The organism is Sphingobacterium sp. UDSM-2020 (assembly GCF_016132525.1).
In the GTDB taxonomy this organism is placed as follows: domain Bacteria; phylum Bacteroidota; class Bacteroidia; order Sphingobacteriales; family Sphingobacteriaceae; genus Sphingobacterium; species Sphingobacterium anhuiense.
The window spans coordinates 1,641,532-1,658,369 of the sequence record NZ_CP066166.1 but is presented as its reverse complement, the minus strand read 5'-3'; the positions used below and the strand labels follow the sequence as shown (position 1 = coordinate 1,658,369).

Here is a 16,838-nt window from a genome sequence, read left to right as displayed (position 1 = left end):
TGCTCTTTTTTATTTTAAAATGAGTTTTTCCACATCATAGACTCCACAGGCTTGGTCGTCTTGGTATTATATTTTGCATTTCCCTTTGTATTATAAAGAGTTTCCACCTCTCCCTCAACTACGAAATAAATAAGTTGTCCTATTGGCATTCCTGCGTAGATGCGAACAGGCTGTGCACATGAAATTTCCAATGTCCACGTATTACAAAATCCAACATCACCCTTTCCAGCAGTAGCATGAATATCGATACCTAAACGACCCGTACTCGATTTTCCTTCTAAGAAGGGAACATGTTTATGCGTTTCGGTATATTCTAACGTAACCCCGAGGTATAATGTATTAGGCTCTAAAACAAATCCCTCTTCCGGAATTTCAAAATGATCAATCTCATTATGATGTTTCGCATCCAAAACACGGTTTTTATAGGTCGCCAGATGTTTACCTAAGTGAACATCGTACGAGTTTGTCCCCAAGCATTTACGATCATATGGTTCAATAACGATATTGCCATTTTCTATTTCTTCTAGTATACGTTTATCCGATAAAATCATGATTATTCAATATTTGTATAGGTTAAAGCTGACTCCCAATCGTTTAGAAAAGTGAACAGCAACCATTTTTTTCAAAAATACGGTAATCGTTGATATTTTACAGCATTTCCTAATATTTCTTATGGAAATATTAGGAATTAATTTTTATCATACTTCTTCAGGTCATAGTAAGTTCATATCAAAAAATAAAGCTGAAAAACCGCTTATTTACAGACGAAGCTCCTTTTAAATGAAAACAAATTTAACTAAGTTTGATTATGAGCTTAGTATACCTACGAGAATTGGATCAGCATACCAAATTTGCAATTTGGCGTATTGAAGAAGATGAACAAACATTGTCTAATCAACTGCAATTAGACGCATTAGAAGAACAGAAACTCATCAGCCTATCCAATGGCAAACGTCGTTTACATTGGCTCGCTACACGCGTCCTTTTACGCACGTTATTAAACACGACTGCTTATATTGATTGTCCTTCTGATGCAAATGGAAAACCATACCTAGCTAATTTTCCTCAAAAAATATCACTCACTCATTCTTTTGATTATGCAGGAGCGATCATCAGTTCGGTGGGCGAGGTAGGTATTGATATGGAGCTTATCAAATCTAAAGTGGAGCGCATTGCACATAAATTCTTAAAAGAAGAAGAACTGGACTTTATCACCTCGGGCGAAAACCGTATAGCGCAGCTCTATGCTTGTTGGAGTGCTAAAGAGGCTGTGTATAAATTGCAGGGTAATAGTGGCGTCTCCTTTCTACATAATATGACCATTGCTCCTTTTCAATATCAGGATGAAGGAATTTTGAAATTACATTTAAAAAGTGAATATCACGATTGTCACTTCGATGTTCATTATGAGAAGTTCAATGCGTATTTACTAGCTTATGTGGTCGAATAAGCTTGATTTACCCTCAAATAAAGACCTTGTAAAAAAATAATTTTATTCAAATTCAAAGAGTTACGTAAAAGAGAGTACATTTATTTTGCAAGAGTAAAAAATGCGCTTATCTTTGCATCACATTAATAAACAAATGGCCCGTTCGTCTAGGGGTTAGGACGTTAGATTTTCATTCTAGAAACAGGGGTTCGATTCCCCTACGGGCTACGAAAAGCGACTTCAAAAGAGTCGCTTTTTTTATTGATCAAAATTTGAGATGCAAATAATGCCACACCTCCCTCATGATAAGATTGCGTAAAACATCTTATCTTTATGCAGTTTCTTAAATAATATTTTTTCAAATTAATGAACATAAAATCTTTCCTAACCCTATTTTGTCTCATCATCTGTTATAGAGCCGTTGCTCAAAAGCCAGCGATAAGCCACATTGTTACGCATAACCGTGCGACTATTATTTGCGATCCCATTAAAGGAGAAAAGCCATACCCTGCATGGGGTCTATTTCCTAAAACAGATGCTTCCATCAGAAAAATAACCATGCACGTTACCTTGGGAAGCCCCGATAGTCTCCATACTGCCCACTGGGATTATTTGGATCATATTATATTGCGTCGCAAAGGCGGTACAAATGGTTCTGAACTTAACTATGAACTGGGTAGGATGCTTACACCATATGGCAGTATTTACAACAAAGGATGGAATTGGAAATGGCAGGTCGATGTCACAGACTTCGCCCCGTTTCTCCGAGATAGTGTGGAAATTGTATATGTGCATTCAGGCTTTGAAGATAAAACAGTCGGTTGGGCGCTTACGATAGATTTTGAAATCTTATCAGGTCCTCCCGCTGTTACACCACTTGGTATAAAACCTTTATGGAATAAGGCCTATAAATATGGAGATCCCAACGAGAAGATTGAGGATAACCTTTTACCGGTAAATTATGAGTCTACAGCTGGAACGGCATTAAGCAGAATACGCATACAGCATACCGGTCATGGAATGGACAAACCACGTGGCTGCAGTGAGTTTTGCAGCCGCTGGCGCGAAATTTCTGTAGACGGAAAAATCGTTGATAAACGTGATATGTGGAAAAAATGTGGCGACAACCCACTTTACCCACAAGGTGGTACCTGGATATTTGACCGGGCGTACTGGTGTCCGGGCGACCTACAACAACCTGATGTGATCGATGTATGGACAAAGCCAGGCAGTCATCAAGTATCTTTATTAATGGAGCCTTATACAGCCACCGACAACATACAGGCTGCTGAAAATATAGCCGCGTATTTGTTTGAGTACACCGCCCCGAATCAAAAAACAGATGTCTCTGTGGAAGCTATAATGGTTCCCAATGATGAACAACGATTTTCCCGTTTAAATCCGGCTAGCTCAGGCCCTCGGATAATGTTTAGAAACTTAGGTTCAGACCCTGTTCGTTCACTCACTATTGTATATGGAACACAGGGTTTTCCGACTAAAACATTCCATTGGAAAGGAAATCTTCCTTTCAATCAAGTTGCCGAAGTGATACTCCCCGGGGAGATTCAGGAAAAAGATGGCGAAAATGTATTTCTTGTCACGCTTAATCAACCCAACGGAAAGAAAGATGCTTGGTCCGGAGACAATAACATGCAAGCCACCTTTACTGCTGCACAGAAATTTCCAGCAACTTTTGTTCTACAGTTTTTAACGAATAATAAGCCTAAAGACAACAGCATTTTCCTTTTAAATGCTAAACAAGATACAATCTTTCAAAAAACCGCAACGCAATTAGAACCTGTGACCTTATACACAGATACGATACACCTCTCGGAAGGTAAACATTCACTACGTCTCATCGATACTGCAAGCAATGGATTACAATTCTGGGCACAGCCGGCAAATGGAGATGGTCATCTTCGCATATTTGATCTAAAAGGAAATTTGATCCATGCATTCGAAAGCGATTGCGGGATCGGTGAAATGTTCAGTTTCAATGCTGTGAAGGGGTTAGAATTCAATACCACAACAGGCAGATACGCCTTTTCTCTCTATCCAAGATCAGTGGTCGACAATACGCAATTGAATGTCGTATCCAATAAACCAAGCGATATGACCGTGCAGATCACTGTTGATGGCACCGTATGGCAGAAACATGAGTATAAAGCTATTAAAAATGCTACATTCGACTATGATCTTAAACACCTCCCTTCAGGAAGAATAATTTTAGAAGCCTTTATGGATGGTATTAGCCAATTTAAAGGCCGCATCAACAAAAGATAATAGTAGGAAAGAAGTTACAATCTTCAACTTGCCCATCTAAAAAAAGCGACCTAGCCGTCGCTTTTTTTAGATGGTATATACTTTCATAACATCTTGTATTACTCTTTGCTAGGTCAAATAGTCGCTCACAACTTTAAATATGCAATTAACTCTCTTGCAGCTGCCCCTCCAGCACGATTAGCTCCAATTGTAGAAGCTGACGGACCGTAGCCCGTTAAGTGAATGCGTGGATCTTTTGTAACCTGCGTGGCCAATTTTCCTGATAGCTCGATACCACCCTTATCGTTGATCAAACCCAGTGGAGCAAGGTGATCCAGAGAGTGTTTAAAACCGGTATTCCAAAAAATAACAGCAGCATCCAAAGTCGTTCCATCTTCCCACCTGACACCTGTTTCAGTGATCTCTTTAAACATCGGCTTACGATCCAGAACACCATCACGTAACATTTTTTCAATAGCTGGTGTAAGAGGCAAGCCTGTGACCGATACAACCGAGTTTGGAGGTAAACCTTCACGCACTCTTTTTTCTACCAGAGCAACAGCCTCCCTTCCCGCATCGGGAGTGAATTCATCTTTTCTAAAATCTACAGGTTTACGGGTTACCCATGTGGTCTGGGTAACTTGAGAAATTTCACCCAGCAGTTGAATGGCTGAGATTCCGCCACCTACAACGATAACATGCTTTCCAATAAACTCATCCGCATTTATATATTCTCCAGTGTGCAGCTGTCTGCCTTTAAACTTTTCCCAGCCCGGATACTTGGGGCAATTGGGAGTTTTCCAAGTTCCGGTTGCATTTATCAATCCGCGAGCACTAAATTGAATACCATTTGTATGTATCATAAATCGTCCATTACGCGCTGTTACTTCACTCACCCTTATAGGACGAATAATCGGAAGTTCAAACTTTTTTTCATACAGCTCGTAATATTTCGGAATAGCGGTATTCGCTTGCAGTGTAGTATCCATGGTATCTACAGCATCTGAAAATCCCATTCCTGGAAGATCATTAATCCCATTAACATTATCAAGCGTTAATGAATCCCAGCGATGTTGCCAAGCGCCACCTGCAGCAAACTCATCATCCAAAACGACAAAACCTTTTCCAGGTTCGATTCCTGCTTTTTTCAGATAATAGGCCGCAGATAAACCCGCCTGCCCTGCACCAATAACAACAATATCTACCTTGTAGAAAAAATCCGGACGCGTATTTTTTAGTGTTTTATGAGCTTCCATTCTGATTATTTTTGATACAATTTGGGCACTTTAGACATTTCAAGGCTTAGTACAATTTCTCCTCTCTACAATATACAGCATATAAATAGGAAATTAATTTTTTTTGGACAAATTTTATCGCTACTGTTCTACCGTAAAACCATGTTACCATTCGTAGAGAAGAGGCTATAAGTACAAATAATAACTAGAAGTTTGGCTTTCTCTTGGTTAAAAAGGCATCAACACCTTCTTTAAAATCACGCGTTACAAAAAGTTCAGCAAAATGATTAATCTCCACCTGATAGCCATCCCTTGTTTGTTCGTTTGATGCATTAACCGCATCTATTGCTGCTGTTACCGCCGTTCCTGATCTTGAAAATATACGTTCCAAAACCTCTTCCACTCGATTCATTAAATGAGCAGCATCCAGTACTTCATTAATAAGCCCGATTCTCAGTCCTTCTTCAGCACTGATCATATCGGCTGTCAGGATCATCTGTAATGCACGTCCACGTCCTACCAATTGCGTCAATCGTTGTGTGCCGCCATAACCTGGAAGAAGACCTAAAGAAACTTCTGGAAGACCCAATTTTGCGTTTGCTGAAGCAAAGCGCATATGACAGGCAAGCGCTAATTCTAAACCACCGCCTAGCGCAAATCCATTTATTGCGGCGATGACAGGTTTCGGTGATTGTTCGATCAATTCCGTAAAAATATAATGCCCCTTTTGTGATAGAAGTTTCGCTTCGGCCTCACTTAAATCTATAAATTCTTTAATATCAGCTCCTGCTACAAATGCTTTTTCACCTGCGCCTGTAATAATAATTCCTTTGACATCATGATCCTTCTTTGCTTCGACAAGCGTTGCTTCTAGCTCTCTCAATGTTTGTTGGTTCAAAGCATTCAACGCTGATGCTCTGTTGATTGTAATATAAGCAATATGCTTATCCACTTGATATAAGAGATGTTGATATTCCATAATTTCTAAAAATTTAAATGAAGTGATACACCATAGGTATCACGGGATAAATTTGGATAATTTAAATACGTTAATCTTCTTTTATATTCAACTCGAAAAATTTTAAAAATATTGTCAATGCCTACTATTCCTTCCATGTAAGGTTGATTGCCCATAACCCGCGTTTTAACAAGACCATCGTCATCACGGTCAAACTGAATCTGATTTTCATTAAATTCCGGATTATTTCGATCACTGATTTGTCCATAGTAAAACTTGAAACCTGTTACTTCGCGCCACTTTAAACGTTGCAATAAAGGTATCCTGTTGAATATGTAGCCATCCCAATGGTGATAATAAGCAAGCTTTACAAAACGATCTGCAACAAATTCCATATTTGATATCAAATCAAAATTTTGCAAAGGACCCGATTTATCCGTTTGAATATCTGGCATCTCTAACAATGGATAATAAATAGAGCCCCATATCTTACCAGCACTAAATTCGATATCAGCTGTTCCTGCAGGAGACATAAATATCTTTTTAAAGATCTTAAACCTCAAAGCATCATAACGTTGATTTGCATTCCAGAAACCATCTAGTCCTTTGTTATATTGCAAAGTCAGAATCGGAAATTTATTCCTGATCTGCGTTCGCTCTAAATTTCTATAATAAAACTGTTCTCCAGGTGCCCAACGTAACTTGATCTGTATATCATTTGTGTTGATCGCTGCAATCGTATCTGGCGAAGCGTTTCCTGTCACAAAAGACAAGGTCCCAGCGGCCTGTCTTTCATGTCTTGTCAACATGGTACTCACACTAAAATGATTTCCAAATTCAATTAAATGCTCAAGACGGTAGATATCATTCCATAACCATTTAGTTGGTTTATTCTTTCGAAAGGACTGAAAAAAACCATCGCCTTTCAGATAACTTAAACCTCGACCAGGTTCCATAACATCATGTTGAATCGTTGCCGATAGATAATGGGCAGGAAACTGTACGATAGATTTTCCATTTAAAGACTGCGCTACATTGAGGTAATATTTAAATTCCTGATCTCGTGTACCATAGGCAACATAACCCTCAAAAAAGAATTTATTCGAAAGCAATTCAGTTGTTCTACCCCCTAATCGAATTCTGCTTCCTTCTATTTCATTAAAACTATAGGTATATTCTAAAGGACCAAACTCAAATTTTCCAACATTATAATAACTTCTTACTAAAAAATATCCAATTGAGATTAATCGATTAATCGATTTCATTTCTGAAAGAGAATCAATATTGACGTAAGTCTTAGCTTCAGTTTCTGTAAGCGGCACTACTCTAACCCGATCCCATTGTACAGAATCTTTTTGTTCAAGATAACGCTTCTCAATCGGAATACCTTTAAATAGGTCATCACTTATCGTTTCATCTTTATATTTCGAAAAATAAGTTTCCTTTTTCCCGTACAGCGCATTCCCCTTATCTGTTCCAAATAAAATCTGTAGGTTAGCGCGTTTAGGCAACATTTGTCCCGCAGGATGCTTTTCAAACTCAAGACCTATATTAATTCCATTAACCCAATTAATATTGGCCTCTTCACCAAGTTCCATTTCTGCGTAATAAACGGCATAACGGTCATCATCGGAGACCCATATTGATCCCTTAAACAGCACGTCCATCTTTGATTTTGCTTCAAAATGCAATTCGATATAGCGTACACCATCTTTAACTAACGTATCCCTAATTGTATACTTATAATAAGAAGGAGCATTACCGGCTATCGGACTTAAAAAGGCTTTACTTATCAGCTGGATATTATTCTCGTAGAGATCAATATTTCGAAATTGATCTTGAAAATAACTTTGGATATTGGCATTATTGATATAACGCTTGTTTAATTCTGTAACCTTATGTCCTGTAATAATCTTTTTCTTCCGCGAAGGTTTAAAGGTAGAATAGACTTCTGAGACACTTTCTTCTAAGAAAAAAGGTAAAATAGAACTCCCGGGTATGCTAACTGTATCTTTATTTTCAAACAGAAATCTTAATTTACCTGGCAATCTTCCTGGCTTTACTTTAAAATCTACAGTACCAAATTGTGATTTTTCATATTCCTCATATTGAATATGATTTAATCTGGAGATATGATTTGCATCCTTATGAGAAATGACGTTTTCAATCAGTGCTAAGGCAGGGTCTTTATATTTTCGCCCTTTAGCATTGACCACAACCTCCCCGATTTTATTGTCTTTGCCAAATAGTAATACATTTAATACCGAATCTTGAACCTCATTAAGATCAATTAATTTAATCTCATAACCAACTGCCCGAAAGGCAATCTGGTCATATTCATTCCGGAGCACAATATTGAAATTACCAAGTGTATCTGCCGAAGTGCCTCCACTATGACCGCTCCAGGAGATACTAGCTAAAGGGATTCCTTTTCCAGTTTTACCGTCAATGACACGACCTTTAACATTTCGCTGCGCAAATCCTAGGCTTGTTAAAATACCCAGCACAACAGCAATAATAAAAAGTCTTTTTATTATAGTTATAATCGGTATTAAAAACTTCATGAATATCAGCAATTACTTATTCCTACTGACAATATACAATTTGTCTTTAAATTATAAGGCATGAAATCAAAATAAAAAATGCATAGTTTTTACAAACTATGCATTAAGTATATTAATTAACCTCCCTTTAAATTAACTCCATAAAGCAATTCGGATAGACTCCGATTAAAATCGTTAAAACAGTAGTAACAATAAATAGAATAACGTAATTGGCATTTATTAGTATAGTTTTCCCCTCTGCAGTCCTGAAATACATCGCTACAACCACTTTTAAATAATAATACACCGCAATCGCAGCATTTAAAACCGCAATTAGTAGTAATACAATATGGTATTGAGCCATCACTGAACTGAACATCATAAATTTGCCGATGAAACCTGCTGTTAACGGAATACCGGCTAAAGACAACATGGCAATAGTGAGGATTGCTGCTAAATAAGGATTCTTTTTCGCCAACCCATTGAATGATTCGAAATGATCTGAGCCAACAGCTCGTTTTACTAAAATCAAAGCTGCAAAGGCAGTAACAGTAGCCAAAGAATAAGAAGCTCCATAAACAAAAATTGAATTCGCAGAGCTAGCTCCAATACCAATCACCGCAAAAAGCATATAACCAGCATGTGAAATACTTGAGTAAGCTAACATCCTCTTAAATGAGGATTGCATTAAAGCTGAAAGATTACCAATAAATAATGTAAGCACGACAATTCCTAAAAATATAGGTGTCCAAAAATCTTGCAGTGGCAAAAGCGAAAAGGTAAATAATCTTAATAGGCCCGCGAAGGATGCTACTTTAACCACTGTGCTCATAAAGCTCGTAATTAAGATCGGTGCCCCATCATATACATCTGCCGTCCAGAAGTGAAAGGGAGCTGCACCAACTTTAAAAGTCAGACCGATAATCATCAACAACACTCCTCCGTAAAATAAAGGTGATATGGCACCCGGATGCGCTGTTACATAGTCTCTGATCATCATCAGATCAAAAGATCCGGATGCGCCATACAAGAGGGTTATTCCCAATAATAAAAATCCCGTAGAGAATGCCCCCATGATAAAATATTTGATCGCCGCTTCATTGGAAGCTGGATCTTTCTTACGTATTCCGACCAAGATATAAAGCGCAACAGACATGATCTCTATCCCTAGAAACAATAAGGCTAAATTGTGATAACTACTAACCAGAACAGCCCCAAGCAATGAGAACAACAATAAAGTATAATATTCAGCCACATGATCACTTGAAGACGTGAAATATCCTTTAGATAGTATAAAAACCAATATTGTCACGAAAGTACATAATATTGAAAAAGCAATAGCATAGTGATCAAATAAGATCATCCCATTGTATAATGGAGATGCATCTATTTTCCAATCTTTAATTAATAGTCCAATGACAACAAGCAGGCCCACTAAACCTACCGGTAATAATGATTTATTTGCCTTAAATAATCCTAAGTAAAGTACCAATAATGCTAATATTGATAATGTAATAATCGCCCCCATAATCGAATCTATTATTCGTAAAGTTTAAGTCTAAAATTATCTCCCTAGAAACGTAGCCAAAACGGATACAGACGCTGAAGAAATATGCAATAAGCTGTTTGGAAAAATTCCTAAATAAATAATCACTGCTGAAATGATGATCAAAGTATACAATTCGACACCAGAAATATCAACAAAATGCGCTGTTCTTTCGGACGTGGTGCCAAGCATTGTTTTTTGATATAAACGAAGCATGTAAACAGCTCCAAGAATTAGTGTCAATCCACCAAAAACAGCAAACCAAACACTATATTCATAGATCCCCTTCAAAAGCAAAAACTCTCCAATAAAACCATTTGTCAATGGTAAACCGATAGCTCCCATGATAATAATTAAAAATACGATCGCTAAGCGCGGCGCTTTCTTGGCTATGCCGCCTAAGTCTCGCAAATCTCTTGATCCGGTACGATCTTGAATAATATCAAGCACAAAAAATAATCCGACGACAGAAACTCCATGGTTTATCATTTGGATCATGGCACCACTCATTCCGGTCACATTCCAAGTAAATACCCCAGCACTAATTAGTCCAACGTGAGCAATAGAAGAATAAGCAATCAGTCGTTTCGAATCTTGCTGTTGTATCGCAATAATAGACGCGTACACAACTGCAAAAACACATAAAATCATTGCTAGCTGACCGTAAATAGCAACCGCTTCAGGTACAACAGGTAAAAGCCAGCGCATCAGACCATAAATACCCATTTTTAACATAATTCCGGCTAAGAGCATCGTTCCCGCCGCAGGAGCATGAGTATAAGTTCCCGGCTGCCATGTATGGAAAGGAAAAATTGGAATTTTTATTGCAAAAGCAATAAAGAAGGCCCAAAATATCCACCTTTGCGTCGAGGCATCTAAATCTAAGGAAACAAATGAATGCCATTCAAAATCATTGGTCGCGACTTGCTGATGTAGATATAAAATCGCTACCAGCATCAATAAACTGCCAAAGAAAGTATAGATAAAGAATTTCAAATTGATCCGGATACGGTCCCCGTCTCCCCAGAGAGCACAGATAAAATAGATCGGAATCAAGGCAACCTCCCAGCCCACATAAAATGTGAAAGCATCCATAGCTGAAAAAACCAACATCAAACCACTTTGCATGAAAAACATTAAAGCATAGAAATTGCCTTTAAAGGCTTTCTTAAAAGTGGTCAGAACAATGAGTGGGACTAAAAAATTAGTTAGTGCTAACAAAGGCAAGCTAATACCATCAACCCCAATATGGAAGTTAACACCAAAAGCAGTTATCCAAGGATAAGACTGTTCATAATTAAAGTCGCCTTCAGGATTGAATTGACAGATAAAAGGAATAGTCAGACCCAGCGTAATCAAAGACAATACCAGTGCTCCTCTTTTCGCTAATGTATGTTCACATACAAAGGACAAAAAAATAGCACCGATAATAGGAGTTAGAATAAGTAAAAATAGGTTATCCATTGATGATCAAATAGCTATTACAATGTTAAAAACTCAATAAACCGTATAAAAAGATGGCTATCGCTCCAACGACCATCAGTAAAAGATAGAAACCCACATTTCCACTTTGTAAAAGGCGAACTCCTTTTCCAGTCATAAAGGACGATTTACCAATTCCATTGACTAAACCGTCTATCCCTAAGCTATCAACTATTCTTGCTAGAAATACGGAAAGCCAATTAATCGGTTTTATAATTAATAATTCATAAATCTCATCCACATAAAACTTATGGTAAGAAAGTTTTGCAAGGCCTGTTCTGCTCACCTGATCATGCTCAGGAACCGATCCTTGTTTCACATATTTGTTATAGGCAACAAATGCCATAACCAAAACTCCTACTACAGAAACTCCCATTAACATATATTCAGTACTGTGGGTTATTGTATGCATGTGTTGCAAACTTGCTCCATCAGCAAATACAGGAGACAAAAATGTTGCGAGCCAAGCCTGACCTCCCAATGCCTCAGGAAGATTAAGCGTACCACCAAAGATAGACAGCACAGCCAACACGATTAATGGTAAAGTCATGGATTTAGGCGATTCATGAAGATGATGTTTCTGCTCCTCCGTACCCCTAAAAGAACCAAAGAAAGTTAAATAAATCAACCTAAACATGTAGAAAGAAGTCATCAATGCTCCAATAAACCCCAATACCCAATAAACTGGATTAGCAGCAAAAGCATGTGCTAAAATCTCATCTTTAGAGAAAAAACCAGCAAATGGAGGTATACCTGAAATGGCAATGGTACCGATCAGCATGGTCATATACGTGATGGGTAAAGCCTTTTTAAGACCGCCCATTTTTCGCATGTCTTGCTCATCACTCATACCATGTATCACAGAACCTGCACCCAAGAAGAGTAAAGCCTTAAAAAAGGCATGTGTTAAAACATGAAAGAAAGCACCTGTAAATGCACCAACTCCTAATCCCAAGAACATATAACCCAATTGTGAAACTGTAGAATAGGCTAACACCTTTTTAATATCGTTCTGTGTCAGCGCAGTTGCTGCAGCAAATAGAGCGGTACAAACGCCGATTATCGCAATGATCTGAAGCGTTAAAGGAGATAATACAAATAAGATATTTGAACGGGCAATCATGTAAATCCCTGCGGTGACCATCGTTGCTGCGTGTATTAAAGCAGAAACGGGAGTTGGACCAGCCATCGCATCGGGCAACCAGGTAAATAAAGGAATCTGAGCCGATTTACCGGTTGCTGCTACAAAGAGTAATAGCGTAATCGTTAAGATCGTCACATCTCCTATTGGGAAACTTTTTGCTGACTCAAACACGGTGGAAAATTCCAAGGATCCAAAATTATTTAAGATAAAAAAGATCGCAATTAGGAAGCCTAAATCTCCGATACGATTCATCACAAATGCTTTCTTAGCCGCGGCACCATAATCACTGTTTTTATACCAAAACCCGATCAGTAAATAAGAACAAAGTCCAACACCTTCCCAACCAATAAACATGACCAAATAATTGGATCCCATGACTAAGATCAACATGAAAAAGATAAAGAGATTTAAATAAGCAAAATACTTTGCAAATCCTCCATCATGTTGCATATAACTTATCGAATAGATATGTATCAAAAAGCCAATTCCTGTTACTACTAATAACATAATCGCACTTAGAGGATCCACTAAAAAGGAAAGTGAGACTTCCAAATTCCCGATTTTAATCCAATCAAAAATATGTTGGCTAATCTTACCTGTTTCACCAAGTGCACGCGCCTCATAAATTGATACAAAAAGAGTACAGCTCAATAAAAACGAAATAAATACGGTACCACTACCGATAAATCCAACTAAACTTTTTGAAAGCACCTGTCGTCCTATTCCATTGATGACAAAACCAATCAACGGCAATAAAGGAATTAACCAAATTAAATCACGCATAGCTAATATCTTTCTTTTTTTAATGCTTTAAATTACCAACGAAGTTTATGTAGTGATTCAATGTCTATCGACTTCGTATTTCGATACACCATAATAATAATAGCTAGACCCACCGCGACTTCGGCTGCTGCCAGAGCCATAATAAAAAATACAAAAACCTGTCCCGAAGCATCATCATGATGAACAGAGAATGCCGCTAATAAGAGATTTACTGCATTTAACATCAATTCAATTGACATCATCATAATGATAACATTACGACGTATCAATACTCCGATCACGCCAATGGCGAAAATCAATCCACAAAAAATCAGATAATGATTTATAGGAACACCTTGTAATTGTTGAACTGCTGTTTCCATTATATTTTTTTTGGTTCTTTTTTCCCCAATAATACTGCTCCAATAATAGCCGTTAACAAAAGAATTGAAGACAATTCAAACGGGAGCAAAAACTCTTTAAATAATACTTTTCCCAAATTTTTCACTAGCCCAATATCAGGATCTTTAGCGACCAATGGATTGGAGATGTCAAAAACTCGTAATGCACCAAAAAGAACAACAACAAGACAACAACCTGCAATAACACCCATCATTTTTACAAGATTTGATTTCATGGGTTCCGTATCTTTATTCAGATTCAGTAACATCAACACAAATAGAAAAAGAACCATAATAGCCCCCATATAGACGATAAAATTAACCGCAGCAAGGAATTGTGCATTAAGTAAAATATAATGAATGGTAAACGTGAAAAACGTAATCACAAGATATAAAACACTATGCACAGGATTTTTCGTGAAGATGGTCATCAGCGCGAAAAAAATCGATAAGAAAGCAACTAAATAAAAAACAGTCATAGGTTTGTGGTTAACTATTCAATTTTGTAATATCAAATTTTGGCTCTACCAATTTATCCTTACCATAAATAAAATCTTTACGAAGATAATCGGCAGTAACATGTGGACCATCCAAATAAATGGCTTCTTTAGGGCACGCCTCTTCACATAGACCACAAAAAATACAGCGCAACATATTAATTTCATACACGGCGGCATATTTTTCTTCACGATACAAATCCTTTTCTTCGTTAGTTCTCTCGGCAGCAGTCATAGTAATGGCCTCCGCAGGACAAGATAGGGCACATAAACCACATGCTGTACATCTTTCACGTCCCTCTTCATCTCGCTTTAAAGAATGTTGTCCTCGAAAGTTCTTAGAATAAGGACGCTGTTCCTCTGGATATTTAACAGTTGGTATTTTCTTAAAAAAATGCTTTAGAGTAATGGACAAACCTTTTATAATAGCTGGAAAATAGATCCGCTCCATAAAATTCATTGGTTGTTGCGCCAAAACTTTTTTTCTATTACTTAATGGTTGCATAACGGTTCCTTTCTATGAAAAATATGTATCCTTAATCAATGTAATTATTCCCGTCAACACAATATTTGCAATTGCTAAAGGAATCAGCATTTTCCATCCTAAATTCATCAGTTGATCGTATCGGAATCTTGGCAAAGTCCAACGCACCCACATAAAGAAGAAGATAAATGCAAATATTTTGACGAAAAATGCGAGAACGCCTATAATCGTTATCCAATTTTCAGACAGTCCTAAGTCGTGCATGAAAGGGAAGTTATATCCTCCGAAATATAATGAGGCCATCAACGCTGAAGACACAAACATATTGATATATTCTGAAAACATGTACAGCCCCAATTTCATGGAAGAATACTCAGTATGATAACCTCCGACCAATTCGGTCTCACATTCTGGTAAATCAAAAGGAACACGGTTACACTCAGCAAAAGCACAAACCATAAAAATGATAAATCCTAAAGGCTGCGCCCAAATGTTCCAATTCAAAAAACCTGATTGTTGGGCTACGATATCTCTTAAAGATAGCGATTGCGTCACCATCAAAAGTGCTATAATCGAAAGCCCCATTGCAATCTCATAACTGATACTTTGTGAAGCTGCTCTAACAGCTCCCATAAGCGAAAACTTATTATTGGAAGCCCAGCCACCTAACATAATACCATACACGCCAAGTGCAATAACGCCGAACATATAAAGAATGCCCACATTCACATCAGCAACCTGTAGTGAGATAACGCGATCACCGATCGTTAACGATTGCCCCCAAGGTATCACCGCAGAACTAATGCAGGCAGTAATAATAGCGATTGTGGGTCCAAGAATAAACAAGGCTTTGTGTGCTCCAGCGGGAATTATTTCCTCTTTAAAGAAAAACTTACCACCATCACATAAAGGTTGTAATAAACCAAATATTCCCGCTCGATCCGGACCATAACGATCCTGCATAAAGCCGGCGATCTTACGTTCTGCCAATGTTGAGTACATCGCAATCACAAGCGTGATCACAAAAACCAAAGTAACAAGGACGAATTTTTCTATGACAAATGACAACTCCATATTATTTCAATTTTTCTGTTCTGGCCAACTGTTCTAAATTTTGTTCCTGCAGTACAGGATCTATTTTGATAACAGCTGGTGGATTAAAGCGTGTATAATGATTAGATGCAATCACAGACTGGTCACTAATTGGGGTCGGTTCCTCTAACTTCCAGTCGATGGTTTCTTTTTTATCATACCGACAGGTATTACAAATAAATTCTTCTACCTCTCCAAACTCATCTTTGCGTGCAGTGACACGTATCACGTCAGGTCCTTTGTACCATAAAGTCACCTTGCCCGAACACGTTGGGCAATCGCGATGAGCATCTACCGGTTTTGTAAACCAAACCCTATTTTTAAAGCGGAATGTTTTATCTGTTAAAGCCCCCACAGGACAAACGTCAATTACATTTCCTGAAAAATCATTCTCTACAACATTTTGAATATAAGTTGAGATTTCGGAATGATCTCCGCGACCAATGATACCGTGCACGCGTCTATCAGTAATCTGATCTGCAACAAACACACATCGATAGCACAAAATGCATCGATTCATATGTAGTTGAATTTTATCTCCTATATCAATACGTTCAAATGTTCTTCGATCAAACTCATATCGCGTCTGCGCAGAGCCGTGCTCAAAACCTAAATCTTGCAATTTACATTCGCCAGCCTGATCACAAACAGGACAATCTAGAGGATGATTAATCAGCAACATCTCCACAATCGCTTTTCTTGCTTCCACAACATCTGGAGAAGTGATGTTCTCTACTTCCATTCCATCCATCACAGTCGTACGGCAGGAGGCGACCAACTTAGGCATGGGACGTGGATCTTTTTCAGATCCTTTCGAAACTTTAACTAAGCAGGTACGGCATTTACCACCTGTACCTTCCAACTTAGAATAATAGCACATAGCTGGAGGAACGATATCGCCACCAATTTCACGTGCTGCATTCAAAATTGTTGTTCCTGGCGCTACTTCTACAGGAATACCATCTATAATAACTTTCAATTTTACCTCTTCTGCCATCTTCGT

General features: G+C 38.0%; 14 protein-coding genes and 1 tRNA gene. 3 read left to right on the top strand and 12 right to left on the bottom strand.

From position 1 onward, the window contains the following. Positions 1 to 14 precede the first annotated feature (14 nt). Positions 15 to 551, bottom strand: coding sequence for a dCTP deaminase (dcd, locus tag JAZ75_RS07255; protein ID WP_021191395.1), 537 nt, complete (start codon positions 549 to 551; stop codon positions 15 to 17). Between the two features lie 257 nt (positions 552 to 808). Between dcd and JAZ75_RS07250 the strand changes: the two genes are divergently transcribed. The 3 genes from JAZ75_RS07250 to JAZ75_RS07240 all read left to right on the top strand — a co-directional run bounded on the left by JAZ75_RS07250 (position 809) and on the right by JAZ75_RS07240 (position 3,712). After that, positions 809 to 1,450, top strand: a complete 642-nt coding sequence (locus JAZ75_RS07250; protein WP_021191394.1) for a 4'-phosphopantetheinyl transferase family protein — start codon at positions 809 to 811, stop codon at positions 1,448 to 1,450. A 135-nt stretch (positions 1,451 to 1,585) separates the two neighbouring features. Beyond that, a tRNA-Glu gene (locus JAZ75_RS07245) sits at positions 1,586 to 1,657 on the top strand. Between the two features lie 138 nt (positions 1,658 to 1,795). Further along, positions 1,796 to 3,712: a peptide-N-glycosidase F-related protein gene (locus JAZ75_RS07240; protein WP_208700856.1), complete on the top strand. Its 1,917-nt coding sequence runs from the start codon at positions 1,796 to 1,798 to the stop codon at positions 3,710 to 3,712. A gap of 125 nt (positions 3,713 to 3,837) precedes the next feature. On the opposite strand, the gene JAZ75_RS07235 is transcribed toward JAZ75_RS07240, so the two are convergent. From JAZ75_RS07235 to JAZ75_RS07185, 11 genes are all read right to left on the bottom strand, one after another. Beyond that, positions 3,838 to 4,947 (bottom strand): NAD(P)-binding domain-containing protein, encoded by a 1,110-nt coding sequence (locus JAZ75_RS07235; RefSeq protein ID WP_208700854.1) that lies wholly within the window; start codon positions 4,945 to 4,947, stop codon positions 3,838 to 3,840. A gap of 184 nt (positions 4,948 to 5,131) precedes the next feature. Next, on the bottom strand, positions 5,132 to 5,905 hold the full coding sequence (locus JAZ75_RS07230; RefSeq protein WP_208700851.1) for an enoyl-CoA hydratase/isomerase family protein: 774 nt from the start codon (positions 5,903 to 5,905) through the stop codon (positions 5,132 to 5,134). 5 nt (positions 5,906 to 5,910) lie between these two features. Next, positions 5,911 to 8,448, bottom strand: a complete 2,538-nt coding sequence (locus JAZ75_RS07225; protein WP_208700849.1) for a DUF5686 family protein — start codon at positions 8,446 to 8,448, stop codon at positions 5,911 to 5,913. 127 nt (positions 8,449 to 8,575) lie between these two features. Further along, positions 8,576 to 9,955: an NADH-quinone oxidoreductase subunit N gene (locus JAZ75_RS07220; RefSeq protein ID WP_132769959.1), complete on the bottom strand. Its 1,380-nt coding sequence runs from the start codon at positions 9,953 to 9,955 to the stop codon at positions 8,576 to 8,578. Between the two features lie 36 nt (positions 9,956 to 9,991). Further along, on the bottom strand, positions 9,992 to 11,437 hold the full coding sequence (locus tag JAZ75_RS07215; RefSeq protein WP_208700847.1) for a NuoM family protein: 1,446 nt from the start codon (positions 11,435 to 11,437) through the stop codon (positions 9,992 to 9,994). 25 nt (positions 11,438 to 11,462) lie between these two features. After that, positions 11,463 to 13,382: an NADH-quinone oxidoreductase subunit L gene (gene nuoL, locus JAZ75_RS07210; protein WP_208700845.1), complete on the bottom strand. Its 1,920-nt coding sequence runs from the start codon at positions 13,380 to 13,382 to the stop codon at positions 11,463 to 11,465. Positions 13,383 to 13,414: 32 nt separating this feature from the next. Further along, positions 13,415 to 13,744, bottom strand: coding sequence for an NADH-quinone oxidoreductase subunit NuoK (gene nuoK, locus JAZ75_RS07205; RefSeq protein WP_031288694.1), 330 nt, complete (start codon positions 13,742 to 13,744; stop codon positions 13,415 to 13,417). Beyond that, positions 13,744 to 14,241, bottom strand: a complete 498-nt coding sequence (locus JAZ75_RS07200; RefSeq protein WP_132769965.1) for an NADH-quinone oxidoreductase subunit J — start codon at positions 14,239 to 14,241, stop codon at positions 13,744 to 13,746. Before JAZ75_RS07200 ends, nuoK begins: the two co-directional genes overlap by 1 nt. Positions 14,242 to 14,251: 10 nt before the next feature. Then, positions 14,252 to 14,764 (bottom strand): NuoI/complex I 23 kDa subunit family protein, encoded by a 513-nt coding sequence (locus JAZ75_RS07195; RefSeq protein WP_021190697.1) that lies wholly within the window; start codon positions 14,762 to 14,764, stop codon positions 14,252 to 14,254. A 12-nt stretch (positions 14,765 to 14,776) separates the two neighbouring features. Then, positions 14,777 to 15,817, bottom strand: coding sequence for an NADH-quinone oxidoreductase subunit NuoH (gene nuoH / locus JAZ75_RS07190; protein ID WP_021190698.1), 1,041 nt, complete (start codon positions 15,815 to 15,817; stop codon positions 14,777 to 14,779). Position 15,818: 1 nt separating this feature from the next. Next, positions 15,819 to 16,832, bottom strand: coding sequence for a 2Fe-2S iron-sulfur cluster-binding protein (locus JAZ75_RS07185; protein ID WP_021190699.1), 1,014 nt, complete (start codon positions 16,830 to 16,832; stop codon positions 15,819 to 15,821). Positions 16,833 to 16,838 lie beyond the last annotated feature (6 nt).